This window comes from Pseudomonas sp. EL_65y_Pfl2_R96, assembly GCF_963970905.1.
Lineage (GTDB): Bacteria > Pseudomonadota > Gammaproteobacteria > Pseudomonadales > Pseudomonadaceae > Aquipseudomonas.
In genome coordinates, this window is record NZ_CAXAQH010000001.1 from 43,295 (window position 1) to 58,408 (window position 15,114).

13 protein-coding genes are annotated in these 15,114 nt (G+C 57.7%); 1 reads left to right on the forward strand and 12 read right to left on the reverse strand.

The features are described from left to right. Positions 1-4: 4 nt before the first annotated feature. Both AACY49_RS00220 and AACY49_RS00225 read right to left on the reverse strand, forming a co-directional pair. Positions 5-457: a PaaI family thioesterase gene (locus AACY49_RS00220; protein WP_339521338.1), complete on the reverse strand. Its 453-nt coding sequence runs from the start codon at positions 455-457 to the stop codon at positions 5-7. Further along, positions 454-930 (reverse strand): PaaI family thioesterase, encoded by a 477-nt coding sequence (locus AACY49_RS00225; RefSeq protein ID WP_320391352.1) that lies wholly within the window; start codon positions 928-930, stop codon positions 454-456. Before AACY49_RS00225 ends, AACY49_RS00220 begins: the two co-directional genes overlap by 4 nt. Before the next feature lie 157 nt (positions 931-1,087). On the opposite strand from AACY49_RS00225, the gene AACY49_RS00230 reads away from it, so the two are divergent. Further along, complete coding sequence (locus AACY49_RS00230; protein WP_123496139.1) at positions 1,088-1,333, forward strand: hypothetical protein; 246 nt, start codon at positions 1,088-1,090, stop codon at positions 1,331-1,333. A gap of 77 nt (positions 1,334-1,410) precedes the next feature. On the opposite strand, the gene AACY49_RS00235 is transcribed toward AACY49_RS00230, so the two are convergent. From AACY49_RS00235 to sdhA, 10 genes are all read right to left on the reverse strand, one after another. Beyond that, positions 1,411-1,812, reverse strand: a complete 402-nt coding sequence (locus AACY49_RS00235; RefSeq protein WP_258696901.1) for an MAPEG family protein — start codon at positions 1,810-1,812, stop codon at positions 1,411-1,413. Next, positions 1,812-2,549 (reverse strand): DUF599 domain-containing protein, encoded by a 738-nt coding sequence (locus AACY49_RS00240; protein WP_007936050.1) that lies wholly within the window; start codon positions 2,547-2,549, stop codon positions 1,812-1,814. The genes AACY49_RS00235 and AACY49_RS00240 overlap by 1 nt, the downstream gene beginning before the upstream one ends. Positions 2,550-2,776: 227 nt before the next feature. Beyond that, entirely contained in the window at positions 2,777-4,090 is a 1,314-nt protein-coding gene (gene brnQ, locus AACY49_RS00245) for a branched-chain amino acid transport system II carrier protein (RefSeq protein WP_258696902.1), read from the reverse strand. 384 nt (positions 4,091-4,474) lie between these two features. Then, positions 4,475-5,356 carry a succinate--CoA ligase subunit alpha gene (gene sucD, locus AACY49_RS00250; protein ID WP_008032672.1) on the reverse strand — a complete coding sequence of 294 codons (882 nt, stop codon included), beginning with the start codon at positions 5,354-5,356 and terminating at the stop codon, positions 4,475-4,477. Further along, positions 5,356-6,522, reverse strand: a complete 1,167-nt coding sequence (sucC, locus tag AACY49_RS00255; RefSeq protein WP_007919879.1) for an ADP-forming succinate--CoA ligase subunit beta — start codon at positions 6,520-6,522, stop codon at positions 5,356-5,358. The genes sucD and sucC overlap by 1 nt, the downstream gene beginning before the upstream one ends. A gap of 196 nt (positions 6,523-6,718) precedes the next feature. Next, positions 6,719-8,155 (reverse strand): dihydrolipoyl dehydrogenase, encoded by a 1,437-nt coding sequence (gene lpdA / locus AACY49_RS00260; RefSeq protein ID WP_339521339.1) that lies wholly within the window; start codon positions 8,153-8,155, stop codon positions 6,719-6,721. Between the two features lie 110 nt (positions 8,156-8,265). Then, positions 8,266-9,486, reverse strand: coding sequence for a 2-oxoglutarate dehydrogenase complex dihydrolipoyllysine-residue succinyltransferase (gene odhB, locus AACY49_RS00265; protein ID WP_339521340.1), 1,221 nt, complete (start codon positions 9,484-9,486; stop codon positions 8,266-8,268). A 42-nt stretch (positions 9,487-9,528) separates the two neighbouring features. Beyond that, complete coding sequence (locus AACY49_RS00270; RefSeq protein ID WP_258696905.1) at positions 9,529-12,360, reverse strand: 2-oxoglutarate dehydrogenase E1 component; 2,832 nt, start codon at positions 12,358-12,360, stop codon at positions 9,529-9,531. Positions 12,361-12,622: 262 nt separating this feature from the next. Then, positions 12,623-13,327, reverse strand: a complete 705-nt coding sequence (locus tag AACY49_RS00275) for a succinate dehydrogenase iron-sulfur subunit (protein WP_018925107.1) — start codon at positions 13,325-13,327, stop codon at positions 12,623-12,625. Between the two features lie 11 nt (positions 13,328-13,338). Continuing rightward, positions 13,339-15,111: a succinate dehydrogenase flavoprotein subunit gene (gene sdhA / locus AACY49_RS00280; protein WP_258696906.1), complete on the reverse strand. Its 1,773-nt coding sequence runs from the start codon at positions 15,109-15,111 to the stop codon at positions 13,339-13,341. Positions 15,112-15,114 lie beyond the last annotated feature (3 nt).

Below are 15,114 nucleotides of genomic sequence, written 5' to 3' on the forward strand. Positions count from 1 at the left end.
TAGATCAGGATTTCAAGGGCTCTTCGATTTTGAAGTGGGCCCGGGCCGTGGCAATGGGCTCGGCTTCAGTGCTTTGCCAGGCGGTAATCGCCACGTTTGCCACCCGGCGCCCCTGTCGGCAAACCAGGCATCGGGCCCAGGTATCGCGAAATTGCCCCGCGCGCAGGTAGTCGAGGGAAAAGTCGATAATCTTTGGCACGCCGGGCGAACCGGTGAAAATCAACAGGTGCAGCGCCGCCGAAAGCTCCATGAACCCGGCAATCACCCCGCCATGAATCGCCGGCAATAAAGGGTTACCAATGTTGTCCTTGTTGGCCGGCAGACGAAACAGCAGCTCATCTCCTACCCGCGAACATTCGACGCCGATCAGCTCGGCGTAAGGAATCAGCTGCAGCAGCGCTGTGTAGTCCCCCTGCGCATGAGCCTGTTGGAGTTGCTCCTTGAACGTGCCGGTCATTTCGCACCTCCAGCAATGACACCACCAAAGCCCTTGGTGCCTTTGACGCCCTTGCCCATACGCATAAAGGTGCCCACCACGTGGGCGATGGGCTGTTCGGGGTCGTCCTGATAGGCAAAACCGCGCGCGAAGATCACGTCGGTGGTCACTCGGTAACATTGGGCGAAGCCGTACACATCCTTGTGCGGCTCGGCGGCGTACATGTAGTCGATACGCAAGTCGAGCGTCGGGCAAACCTCGAACTCAGGCAGCACGCAGAGCGTGGCCATGCCGCAGGCGGTGTCCATCAGTGAGGTCAGCGCACCGCCATGAATCACCCCGGTTTGCGGGTTGCCAACGATTTGCGGGCTGTACGGCAGAATCACCGTCAGCCCTTCGCTGCTGGCACTGTGAACGCGCATTCCGAGAACCTGACAATGCCGCAATGCCGACAGGAATCGCGTCGCACGCTCAAAAACGGGGTTTTCGGCCATTTGATGAAACTCTTCTTAGTGTCCAGACAAAGTAGCAGGCTAGTGGGCAAAAGTTCCGTGGCAAAACAAACATATATATATCTGTGAATTGAGGAACTTAACCCTGATCACCGCGCTCGAAAGGCCAGTAGATATTTTCCATCAGGAGAAACACCCCATGCGTAAGACTTTAGCTATTGCCTTGATGTTGACCGCTTCCCTCGGTCTCGCTGCTTGCGATAAAAAATCCGAGGACAAAGCTCAAGATGCTAACCAACATGCCGAGCAAGCTCAGGAAAAAATGAGCGAAGCTCAGGATAAAGTGAACGAGGCAGCAAAAGAAAACGCCGAAGCTGCCAAAGCTCAGGCCGAATCGAACGCAGCAGCGACAAAAGAAGCCGCGCCAGAAGCACCTAAAAACTAAAAGCGTTTTTAGTGATAAAAGAAAACCCGCCAAGTGCGGGTTTTCTTTTATCGGCGGCTTTTGTTTGCAATGCAGTATTAGATCAAAATCGTCCTAAAAGTCGGACTAATCATCAGCAGCAACGAACACACTAAACCCACGAACCACACCAGACTGCGCTGCCAGGCCAGATCTGCCCAATAGCACAGCAAGTAAATGATGCGTGTGATCACGAAGATGATTGCCAGCGTATCGATCAGCCACCCCGCCGTCTGCGTGGTGTGCGCCATCAACACCCCAACTGCAAATATTATGAACGCCTCGAAACTGTTCTGGTGGGCCGCCAATGCACGAGCACCGAAGCCTGTAAGTTGCGCCTGTTGCTGGCGCGGCAGGTGATTGTTGTAACCGCCCTGCGCGCTCATGGCCTTGGCCACTGGCATGCGCGCCACGAAGATCAACAAGGCGCTGATAAACACACACCAGAACGGAATACTCATCAAGCCGCCTCTTTGTTCAGCTCAGGCAATGGCGCCTCTGTAGGGGTATAGACCATCACGTCAAGAACGTCGGAGTGAAACTCGCGGCGATACAACACAAACACGACACCGGCGCTCATCAACATGAACAACCAGGGGCTGACAAACCACGCCAACATGGTCATGCCGAAGTAATAGGAACGCAGACCGAAGTTGAACTGGTTGGCCGCCATGGAAATGACACGAGCGGCTCGGGAAGCAAAGGCTTTACGCTCTTGCTCGGACACATGGCGCTCACCAATCATCGGTGCCGAGCCCACAAGAATGGCCGCAAAGTTGTACTGACGCATGCACCAGCTGAACGTAAAGAACGCATAGACAAACACCAGCGCCAGGCACAACAGCTTGATCTCCGACATGCCTTGGGAGGCCTGTTGCACCATCGGAATATCCGCCAGCAATGACACAGCTCTTTCGGACGCGCCCAATACCGTGAGAATGCCGGCCAGGATAATCAACGTACTGGAAGCGAAGAACGAGGCGTTGCGCTCAAGGTTGCCGATCACGCTGGCATCGGCAATACGGTTGTCGCGCAACAGCATGCGGCGCATCCAGTCTTCACGATACAGGTGCAGCACACTGGCCAGGCATGCAGTGTCACGGCCCTTCCATGTCGCGTAACGGGTGTAGCCACCCCAGCAGACGACAAACCAGAGCGCGGCGAGGATATGGATCAGATTAGCGTGGATGAACGACATGCAGTTCCTTGTGAGATCAGTGTGAAATACCGGGATCCTGTGGGAGCGGGCTTGCTCGCGAAAGCGGACTTCCAGTCAACATCACTATTGAATGTTAAGCCCTCTTCGCGAGCAAGCCCGCTCCCACATTTGATCTTCGCACGCCCATAAAAAATGCCCCATATCGATTGATACGGGGCATTTCAATTTGCAGCTCAAAGCCCGCTTGTGGCGAGCCATGAAGCAGTTTAAGCCAGCGCTTCTTCGCGCTTGCCCAGCAGACGGTCGCAGACCACGGCGACCGCCAGAGTCATGACCGACGGCACCAGCCACGCCAGCCCCTGCTCGCTCAGCGGCAGGTGAGCCAGTTGCGTCGGCATCCAGTCGGCCAGACCGGCGCCTTTGAGGGCGTCGATCAGGCCGAAGATGAACGACACCAGCATCACCGGTCCGACGATGCGGCCCTGCTCATGCCAGAAGTCCTTGCAGAAGCTCAGGGCGACCAGGGCGATGCACGGCGGGTAGATGGCGGTCAGCACCGGGATCGAGAACGCGATCAGCTTGGTGAGGCCCAGGTTGGACACCAACAGGGAGAACGCAGCCAGGATGATCACCAGCGTCTTGTAGGACAGCGGCAATACACCGCTGAAGTATTCGGCACAGGCGCAGGTCAGACCGACCGCTGTCACCAGGCAGGCCAGGGAGATCAGCACCGCGAGGAAACCGCTGCCCAGGGAGCCGAAGGTGTGCTGCACGTACGCGTGCAATACCGCCGCGCCGTTGGTAGCACCGGCGGCCACTTCATGGCTGCCCGAACCGAGCCGGAACAGACTGACGTAAACCAGCGCCAGACCCACGCCGGCAATCAGCCCGGCAATGATCGCGTAACGGGTGATCAACACCGGCGAATCCACGCCACGAGAGCGGATCGCATTGACGATGACAATGCCAAATACCAATGCGCCCAGGGTATCCATGGTCAGGTAACCATTGATGAAGCCCTGGGAGAACGGTGCTGCCACGTATTCAGGGGTGGCCACGCCGATGTCGCCAGCCGGCAGCGCGAACGCTGCGATACCGAGAACGGCCAGGGCGATGATCTTCAGCGGTGCGAGGAACCGTCCTACGGTGTCCAGCAGACGGCCTGGATAGAGCGAGATGAAGAACACCAGCAGGAAGTACACCGAGCTATAGAGAAACAGCGCCAGCGGGCTCTCGCCAGTCAGCGGCGCCAGACCTACTTCGAACGACACGGTCGCGGTGCGCGGCGTCGCGAACAACGGGCCGACAGCCAGGTAGCACGCGGCTGCCAGCAGGCCGCCGGCGATTTTACCGATCGGGCTGCTCAAGGCATCCATTGCGCCGCCGACCTTGGCCAGGGCGACAACGGTGATCACCGGCAGACCGACTGCGGTGATCAGGAAACCCAGCGCCGCCATCCAGACATTAGGCCCGGACTGCAAACCGACGATAGGCGGGAAAATGATGTTGCCGGCCCCGACGAACAGGGCAAACGTCATAAAACCCAGTGCCAGGATGTCCTGGCCTTTCAACACTTTCATTAAGGAAATACCACACTACTGAATCGGAATTTAGAGAGGGATTTCCCTTATGGGTGAGGGAAATGCTGTCGATCCGTATAGGACCGACCCGTTTAGCGCGTCGCTGCCTTGTGGGCCGCGGACGCAAAAATGGCTGCTAGCCTAACGAATTTGTCTGACAAACGCACTATTACAGGGCGAACTATCCGATACGCGACATTTCAATGTCGCGCTTACATATCTAATTTTCCTTGAAAATCAAAAGATCGCAGCCTTCGGCAGCTCCTACATGGCATCGCATTCACTGTAGGAGCTGCCGAAGGCTGCGATCTTTTGATCTTCAGAAACAACAAAGGCCACCCGAAGGTGGCCTTTGTCTGGTGAAGCGTCAGTTAAGCCCGAGGCTTATTTGACGGCCCAACCGGTCAGCTCGGCCAGGGCCTTGCCGATGTCTGCCAGCGAACGCACGGTTTTAACACCTGCGTCTTGCAGTGCAGCGAATTTCTCGTCTGCAGTGCCTTTGCCGCCAGAGATGATTGCGCCAGCATGGCCCATGCGCTTGCCCGGAGGAGCAGTCACACCAGCGATGTAGGAAACAACCGGCTTGGTCACGTGTGCCTTGATGTAGGCAGCCGCTTCTTCTTCAGCCGAACCGCCGATCTCGCCGATCATGACGATCGCTTCGGTCTTCGGGTCTTCCTGGAACAGCTTCAGGATGTCGATGAAGTTCGAACCCGGGATCGGGTCACCACCGATGCCGACGCAAGTCGACTGACCGAAACCAGCGTCAGTAGTCTGCTTCACAGCTTCGTAGGTCAGGGTGCCGGAACGGGAAACGATACCGACCTTGCCTGGCAAGTGAATGTGACCTGGCATGATGCCGATCTTGCATTCGCCTGGAGTGATCACGCCTGGGCAGTTAGGGCCGATCAGGGTGATACCCAGCTCGTCGCACTTGACCTTGGCATCCAGCATGTCCAGGGTAGGAATGCCTTCGGTGATGCAAACGATCAGCTTGATGCCGCCGAATGCTGCTTCCAGGATGGAGTCCTTGCAGAAAGGAGCTGGAACGTAGATCACGCTGGCGGTGGCGCCAGTGGCTGCTACAGCGTCTTTCACGGTGTTGAACACTGGCAGACCCAGGTGCTCGGTGCCGCCTTTGCCTGGAGTTACGCCGCCAACCATCTTGGTGCCGTATTCGATGGCTTGCTGGGTGTGGAAACTACCTTGCGAACCGGTAATGCCCTGGCAGATAACTTTGGTGTCTTTATTGATCAGGACGCTCATTATTTGCCCTCCGCAGCTTTAACGACTTGTTGAGCAGCGTCGGTCAGGCTGGTAGCAGCGATGATGTTCAAACCGCTTTCTGCCAGTACTTTAGCGCCCAGCTCAGCGTTGTTGCCTTCAAGGCGAACAACAACCGGGATTTTCACGCCGACTTCTTTCACGGCGCCGATGATGCCTTCGGCAATCATGTCGCAACGAACGATGCCGCCGAAGATGTTGACCAGTACTGCAGCGACGTTAGTGTCGGACAGGATGATCTTGAACGCTTCGGTAACGCGTTCTTTGGTAGCACCGCCGCCCACGTCGAGGAAGTTGGCTGGTTTGCCGCCATGCAGGTTGACGATGTCCATGGTACCCATGGCCAGGCCAGCACCGTTGACCATGCAACCGATGTTGCCTTCCAGTGCCACGTAGTTCAGTTCGAACTTGGCAGCGTGCGCTTCGCGCGGATCGTCTTGCGACGGATCGTGGAAAGTCTTCAGCTTAGGCTGACGGTACATGGCGTTGGCGTCGATGTTGATCTTGGCATCGAGGCAATGCAGATCGCCGTCAGCCTTGATCACCAGCGGGTTCACTTCCAGCAGAGCCAGGTCGTGATCCTTGAACAGCTTGGCCAGACCTACGAAGATCTTGGCGAACTGAGCGACTTGCTTGCCTTCCAGACCCAGCTGGAATGCCAGCTCGCGACCCTGGAATGGCTGAGCGCCAACCAGTGGATCGATAGTGGCCTTGAGGATTTTCTCAGGGGTGTCGTGAGCGATTTTCTCGATGTCCACGCCACCTTCGGTGGAAGCCATGAACACGATGCGACGGCTCGAACGGTCAACGACAGCGCCCAGGTACAGCTCTTTAGCGATATCAGTGCACGACTCAACCAGGATCTTGGTGACTGGCTGACCATTGGCGTCAGTCTGGTAAGTCACCAGACGCTTGCCCAGCCACTGCTGTGCGAAGGCTTTGGCGTCTTCTTTGCTGCGAACCAGCTTGACGCCGCCCGCTTTACCGCGACCACCGGCGTGAACCTGGGCTTTGACAACCCATTCGCTGCCGCCGATTTTGTCGCAAGCTTCTGCTGCTGCTTCCGGGGTGTCTACCGCGTAACCGGTGGAAACTGGCAGGCCGTATTCAGCGAACAGCTGCTTACCCTGATACTCGTGAAGATTCATGCTTATTACCGTCTTCGTTAGGTACTGCGCATTCGGTGCTGCACTCATTCAAGTGCCGCACCACCTGTGACTGCTGCTTGCGTAACCTTTCCGGGTACCCGGTGCAGCTACGCAAGACTGCGTCCAGCGGACATTCCGCGGTGAGTCTTGCATGCAAGGCTCACGACGGGCCGTACCGCCGTGGTTTCTTATTGTCTTAGCGTTTCTTGCGGTTGGCGATGTGGATGGCGCCGCCATTCACTGCCAACGCAGCTTCGTGCAAGGCTTCAGACAGGGTCGGATGGGAGAAAACCATCATGCCCAAGTCTTCAGCGCTGGTGCCGAATTCCATGCCGATCGCGCCCTGCTGAACCAGTTCTGCGGCGCTCGGGCCAATCACGTGGACACCCAATACGCGGTCAGTCCTGGCATCAGCGATGACCTTGACGAAACCACCGGTATCGTTGGCGGCCATGGCACGGCCAGAGGCTGCGAACGGGAAGGTGCCGACGTTAACTTCTACGCCTTCAGCTTTCAAGGCCTGCTCGGTTTTACCGACCCACGCGATTTCCGGGTGAGTATAAATAACCGAAGGGATCAGGTCATAGTTCATCTGGGCTTTATGGCCCTTGATGCGCTCGACAACCATGATGCCCTCTTCCGAGGCTTTGTGAGCCAGCATCATGCCGCGAACCACGTCACCGATGGCGTAAACGCCCGGTACGGTGGTGGCGCAGTGATCGTCAACGTGCACGAAACCGCGCTCGTCGAGGGTCACGCCGCAATCGGCAGCCAGCAGATCAGTGGTCACCGGACGGCGACCAACGGCTACGATCAGCTTGTCGAAAGTGATGTTCTGTTCGCCGTTGGCATCGGTGTAGTTCACAACGACTTCGTCGCCGTTCACTTTGGAACCGGTCACGCGAGCGCCCAGTTTGATGTCCAGACCCTGTTTGGTCAGGGTTTTCAGCGCTTCCTTGGAAACAGCGGTGTCCGCTGCCATCAGGAAGGTATCCAGCGCTTCGAGAACGGTGACTTTGGCGCCCAGACGGGACCATACCGAACCCAGTTCCAGACCGATAACACCAGCGCCGATCACACCCAAGCGTTTTGGTACGGATTGGAATTCCAGAGCGCCAGTCGAATCGACGATCACATTCTGGTCGACCGGAGCCGGTGGAATGTCGATCGGACGCGAGCCCGGAGCCAGGATGACGTTTTCGGCTTCGATGACTTCAACCGAACCGTCAGGCTTGGTGACTTCGACTTTCTTGCCGGCCAGCAGTTTGCCGTGGCCCTGGATCGAAGTGACGCCATTAGCCTTGAACAGGGTGGCAACGCCAGAGGTCAGGCCTTTGACGATGTTGGCTTTACGGCCGACCATTGCTGGTACGTCCATGGTCACGCCAGCGTGGTTGATGCCGTGGATCGCGAAGCCGTCTTGCGCTTCGTGGAACTTCCAGGAGCTGTCCAGCAGCGCCTTGGATGGAATGCAGCCGACGTTCAGGCAAGTACCGCCGAGGGCCAGTTTGCCTTCCTTGTCGGTGTATTTCTCGATGCAGGCAGTGGTGAGGCCCAGTTGCGCTGCTTTAATGGCAGCCACGTAGCCGCCAGGGCCCGCGCCAATCACTACCACGTCGAATTTCTGAGTCATGTGTCATTCCTTCTCGAATCAAACCGGACGGCCCCTTTTGGGGACCGTCGTGGGACGAAGCTGGTCATTACAAAAGGGCCGCCCATCGCTGAACGGCCCGTGCAACGAAATCAGATATCCAGCAGCAAACGAGCCGGGTCTTCCAGCAGGTTCTTGATGGTAACCAGGAAGGTCACAGCTTCTTTGCCATCGATCAGACGGTGATCGTAGGACAGTGCCAGGTACATCATCGGACGGATAACGACTTGACCGTTGATCGCCATAGGACGCTGCAGAATGTTGTGCATGCCCAGGATGGCCGCTTGTGGCGGGTTGACGATCGGGGTCGACATCATCGAACCAAAAGTACCACCGTTAGTGATGGTGAAAGTACCGCCGGTCATCTCGTCCATCGACAGTTTGCCGTCACGAGCCTTCTTGCCGAAGGTGGCGATGCCGCCTTCGATTTCAGCCAGGCTCATCAGTTCGGCGTTACGCAGAACCGGAACAACCAGACCGCGGTCGCTGGAAACAGCTACACCGACGTCAGCGTAGCCGTGGTAAACGATGTCAGCACCGTCGATCGACGCGTTGACAGCCGGGAAGCGTTTCAGCGCTTCGGTGGCCGCTTTCACGAAGAACGACATGAAGCCCAGACGCACACCGTTATGGCTCTTCTCAAAGAGATCCTTGTACTTCGAACGCAACGCCATGACTTCGGTCATGTCGACTTCGTTGAAAGTGGTCAGCATTGCCATGTTCGATTGAGCTTCAACCAGACGCTTGGCGACGGTGGCCCGCACGCGGGTCATCGGTACGCGCTTCTCGATGCGATCGCCGGCAGCGAACACTGGAGCAGCAGCGGCAGGAGCAGCCGCCTTGGCAGGCGCGGCAGCCGGAGCGGCTTTCTTGGCAGCTACAGCGGCAACAACGTCTTCCTTGGTCACACGACCGCCTTTGCCAGTGCCGGCAACGGAAGCGATGTTGATGCCGTTTTCTTCAGCCAGCTTGCGAGCAGCCGGTGCAGCAACAGGATCATCTTCGCCTTCAGCGGCTGGAGCAGAAGCTTGTGCAACGGCCGGAGCAGCGGCGGCAGCTGGAGCGGCAGCAGCGCCGCCTGCTTCGATGGAGCCCAGGACTTCGTCGGACAGAACGGTGTCGCCTTCGTTCTTGACGATAGCGCCCAGCACGCCATCAGCGGTGGCCAACACTTCCAATACGACTTTGTCAGTTTCGATGTCGACGATCAGGTCATCGCGCTTGACGGCGTCGCCCGGTTTTTTGTGCCAGGTGGCAACGGTGCCATCGGCAACCGATTCCGGGAAAGTGGGGGCTTTGATTTCGATAGCCATTATCTGTGGGTCCTTAAATTCGGTTTCAGGTGCGCGAAGGCGTTAAACAGTGAAAGCATCTTGCAGCAGTTGTTCCTGCTGCTCGGCGTGCATCGATGCGTAACCGCAAGCAGGTGCGGCAGACGCCTCACGACCAGCGTATTCCAGGACCAAGCCTTGTTTATGGTTGGTCAGGCTGCGACGCATGTGATGCTGGCTGCTGTACCAGGCGCCCTGGTTCATCGGCTCTTCCTGGCACCAGACCACGTTTTCGAGGTTGGTGTAAGGGGCGAGCGTCTCCATCAGGTCGTCCTCAGGGAACGGATACAGCTGCTCGAGACGCACGATGGCGATGTCTTCACGACCTTCGGCACGGCGTTTTTCCAGCAGGTCATAGTAGACCTTGCCGCTGCACAGGATCATGCGAGTGACCTTTTTCGGGTCAAGCGCATCGATTTCCGGGATAACGGTCTGGAACGAACCTTCGGCCAGATCTTCCAGGGTCGAAATGGCCAGTTTGTGGCGCAACAGCGACTTCGGAGTCAGAACGATCAATGGCTTGCGCAGCGGGCGAATGACCTGACGACGCAGCAAGTGATAGATCTGAGCCGGCGTAGTCGGTACGGCTACCTGAATGTTGTGCTCGGCGCACAGCTGCAGGTAACGCTCCAGACGAGCCGAGGAGTGCTCAGGCCCCTGACCTTCGTAACCGTGCGGCAACAGCATGGTCAGACCGCAGAGACGGCCCCACTTGTGTTCGCCACTGGTGATGAACTGATCGATAACCACCTGGGCACCGTTGGCGAAGTCGCCGAACTGGGCTTCCCAGATCACCAGCGCATCAGGCGTGGTGGTCGAGTAACCGTATTCGAACGCCAGTACGGCTTCTTCGGACAGGAACGAATCGTACAGGTCGAAACGTGGCTGGCCGTTATACAGGTTCTGCAACGGGATGTAGGTGCCCGCGTCTTTCTGGTTGTGCAAGACAGCATGACGGTGCGAGAACGTACCGCGACCGATGTCCTGACCCGTCATGCGAATCGGGTGACCTTCGAACGCCAGGGTCGCGTACGCCATGGTTTCGGCGTAACCCCAGTTGATCGGCAGGCCGCCGGCTTGCATCTTCTGACGGTCTTCGTAGATTTTCGCGACCTGGCGCTGAACCACGAAGCCTTCAGGAATTTCCAGCAGCTTGGCGGACAGTTCCTGCAAGGTTTTCAGATCGAAGCGAGTGTCGTGACGCGCAGTCCAGGCATGGCCCAGATACGGACGCCAGTCCACGAACAGCTCTTTGTTCGGCTCTTTGACCAGACTTTTTACAACATGCAGACCGTTGTCCAGCGCGTTGCGGTATTCGTCGATTTTCGACTGCACACGCTCTGCGTCCAGCACACCGCTCTGGGTCAGGCGATCGGCATACAGCTCACGGGTAGTGCGCTGTTTGGTGATCTGCTGATACATGATCGGCTGGGTACCGCTTGGTTCGTCAGCCTCGTTGTGGCCGCGACGACGGTAGCAGACCAGATCGATCACCACGTCACGCTTGAACTGCATGCGGTAGTCGATGGCCAGTTGGGTCACGAACAATACAGCTTCCGGATCATCACCATTCACATGGAGGATCGGCGCCTGGATCATTTTCGCGACGTCGGTGGCGTACTCGGTGGAACGCGAGTCCAGCGGGTTGCTGATGGTGAAACCGACCTGGTTGTTGATCACGATGTGCACGGTGCCGCCGGTTTTGAAACCGCGGGTCTGCGACATCTGGAAGGTTTCCATGACCACGCCTTGACCTGCGAATGCAGCGTCACCGTGGATGGAGATCGGCAGAACCTTCTCGCCGGTAGGATCGTTACGACGGTCCTGACGGGCGCGAACCGAACCCTCGACCACCGGAGAAACGATTTCCAGGTGAGACGGGTTGAACGCCATGGCCAGGTGAACTTCACCGCCGGCGGTCATCACGTTGGACGAGAAGCCCTGGTGGTATTTAACGTCACCGGAACCCAGCTCGACCTTCTTCTTGCCTTCGAACTCGTCGAACAGCTCGCGCGGGTTCTTGCCGAAGGTGTTGACCAATACGTTCAGACGACCACGGTGGGCCATGCCGATGACGATTTCCTTGGTGCCGTAGGAACCGGAACGCTGGATCAGCTCGTCAAGCATTGGAATCAGGCTTTCGCCGCCTTCCAGACCGAAACGCTTGGTACCCGGGTATTTGGTGCCCAGGTATTTTTCCAGGCCTTCACCGGCGGTCACGCGCTCGAGCAAGTGGCTCTTGATGTCGGCGGAGTACGTCGGACGACCGCGCACGCTTTCCAGACGCTGCTGGAACCACTGGCGCTGCTCGGAATCGGTGATATGCGTAAATTCAGCGCCGATGGTGCGGCAATATGTCTGCTGCAACGCTTCGTGAATTTCGCGTAGGCTCGCCTCCTCTTTGCCGATGAACAGGTCGCCGGCACGGAAGGTCGTATCAAGATCGGCATTGGTCAAGCCGTAATGATTGATTGACAGGTCTGCAGGTGCAGGACGCTGCCACAGCCCCAGCGGGTCAAGCTGGGCTGCCTGGTGGCCACGCATACGGTAGGCCTGGATCAATCGCAGCACTTCAACTTGCTTCTTCTCGTGCTCACTGCTCACGCTGCCGGCGGAAACCGGTTGGGCGCGGCGCTGGTTCTTTGCCAGCAAGACGAAATGATCGCGAATTGTGGAGTGCGAAACATCGGTAGCAGTGTTGCCGTCAGCAGGCAACTTCTGGAAGTAGGTGCGCCACTCTTCTGGCACAGCGTTAGGGTCGTGCAGGTAGAGCTCGTAGAGCTCTTCCACATAGGCAGCGTTACTACCGGAAAGGTAGGCGCTGTTCCACATGCGCTGCATCACGCTTTCTTGCATGCTTGGTCACCCTCGGTTAGGGGAACACCACCGGCGTCGACACCGAGCAAACTTGCAGAAGTCCGAATGCAGCGACTAAAACAAGCCACTTAGGATCACGCTGATAGTCCGGGTACCAGCCCGGATGCCCCTGCTTGTCTCATTTCTTCAAAATAAGAGCCGCAGCCTTATGGGCTGCTGCTCAGGTTAAAACTACGGCGCCGGTTGAAGCCTGCGCCGTAGCATCTACGGGTATTGCGGTCCTACGGGTACAGCAGCTGAATCACACGCCGCTTTGCAGCAGCATGTTACGGATGTGACCGATGGCCTTAGTCGGGTTCAGGCCTTTCGGACAAACGTTGACGCAGTTCATGATCCCCCGGCAGCGGAATACGCTGAACGGGTCATCCAGCGAAGCCAGACGCTCGGACGTTTTGGTGTCGCGGCTGTCTGCCAGGAAGCGGTACGCTTGCAGCAGAGCAGCCGGGCCCAGGAACTTGTCCGGGTTCCACCAGAAGGACGGGCACGAAGTCGAGCAGCAAGCGCACAGGATGCACTCGTACAGACCGTCGAGCTTTTCACGCTCTTCTGGGGATTGCAGACGCTCGATGGCCGGAGCCGGCGTGTCGTTCTGCAGGTATGGCTTCACCTTTTCGTATTGCTTGTAGAAGATGCTCATATCGACGACCAGGTCACGGATAACCGGCAAACCTGGCAGCGGACGAACGATCAGCTTGTTACCTTTTACGACGGCAGACAGCGGCGTGATGCACGCCAGACCGTTTTTGCCGTTGATGTTCATGCCGTCGGAACCGCAAACACCTTCACGGCAAGAGCGACGATAGGAGAAACCTTCGTCCTGCTCTTTGATCAGGGCCAGCACGTCCAGCACCATCAGGTCTTTACCACCGGTATCAACCTGGAATTCCTGCATGAACGGCGCAGCGTCCTGATCAGGGTTGTAACGATAAACACTGACTTGCAACATGGCGGCCACCCTTAATAAGTCCGAATCTTAGGTTCAAAAGTCGGAACAGTCTTCGGCGAGAAGTTCACTGCACGCTTGGCAACGCGCTTCTCACCCGGGAAGTACAGGGTGTGGCACAGCCAGTTTTCGTCGTCACGGTCTTCGAAGTCTTCACGGGCGTGAGCACCGCGGGACTCTTTGCGTACTTCTGCAGCGATGGCGGTAGCTTCGGCCACTTCCAGCAGGTTCTGCAGTTCCAGCGCTTCGATACGTGCAGTGTTGAAAGCCTGCGACTTATCGTTGATCTTCACGTTGGCGATGCGCTTGCGCAGGTCAGCCAGTTGGGCAATACCCTTCTGCATGTATTCGCCGGTACGGAATACACCGAAGTAGTTCTGCATGCAGTTCTGCAGCTCGCGACGCAGGGTAGCCACGTCTTCGCCTTCGGTACGGTTGTTCAGAGCGTTCAGACGCGACAGGGCAGCTTCGATATCGGCTTGGGTAGCGTCGTCGTATTCGATGCCGTCGGTCAGCGCCTTTTCCAGGTGCAGGCCGGCAGCGCGGCCGAATACCACCAGGTCGAGCAACGAGTTGCCGCCCAGACGGTTGGCACCGTGAACCGATACGCAAGCCACTTCGCCCACGGCGAACAGACCTGGGATGATGGCGTCGACACCTTCGTCGTTCTGGGTGATTGCCTGGCCATGAATGTTGGTGGCAACGCCGCCCATCATATAGTGGCAGGTCGGAACAACCGGAACCGGAGCGACGACCGGGTCAACGTGCGCAAAAGTTTTCGACAGTTCGCAGATGCCTGGCAGACGGCTGTGCAGCACTTCCTCGCCCAAGTGGTCGAGTTTGAGCATTACGTGGTCGCCATTCGGGCCACAGCCGTTGCCGGCGATGATTTCTTTAACCATCGAACGGGCAACAACATCACGACCTGCAAGGTCTTTGGCGTTCGGAGCATAACGCTCCATGAAACGCTCGCCGTGCTTGTTGATCAGGTAACCACCTTCACCACGGCAACCTTCGGTAACCAGTACACCAGCGCCGGCGATACCGGTCGGGTGGAACTGCCACATTTCGATGTCTTGTACCGGTACGCCAGCACGCAGAGCCATGCCGACGCCGTCACCGGTGTTGATCAGGGCGTTGGTGGTGGACGCATAGATACGACCTGCACCGCCGGTGGCCAGAACGGTAGCCTTGGCACGGATGTAGGTGGTTTCGCCGGTTTCGATGCAGATGGCAATCACACCGACAAAAGCGCCATCCTGGTTTTTCACCAGGTCAACAGCGTAGTACTCGTTCAGGAACGTGGTGCCGGCTTTCAGGTTGCCCTGATAAAGGGTGTGCAGCAGCGCGTGACCGGTACGGTCGGACGCAGCGCAAGTACGGGCAGCCTGGCCACCCTTACCGTAATCCTTCGACTGACCGCCGAACGGACGCTGGTAGATACGACCTTGCTCGGTACGCGAGAATGGCATACCCATGTGGTCCAGCTCGTAAACGGCAGCCGGGCCTTCCTGACACATGTATTCGATCGCGTCCTGGTCACCGATGTAGTCGGAACCCTTGACGGTATCGTACATGTGCCAGCGCCAGTCATCGTTCGGGTCGGCCGACGCGATGGCGCAGGTGATGCCGCCCTGGGCCGATACGGTGTGCGAACGGGTCGGGAAAACCTTGGTGATCACGGCAGTCTTGTGACCGCCTTGTGCCAGTTGCAGCGCAGCGCGCATACCGGCACCGCCGCCACCAATAATGATGGCGTCGAAAGAAATCGTTGGAATGTTAGCCATGGA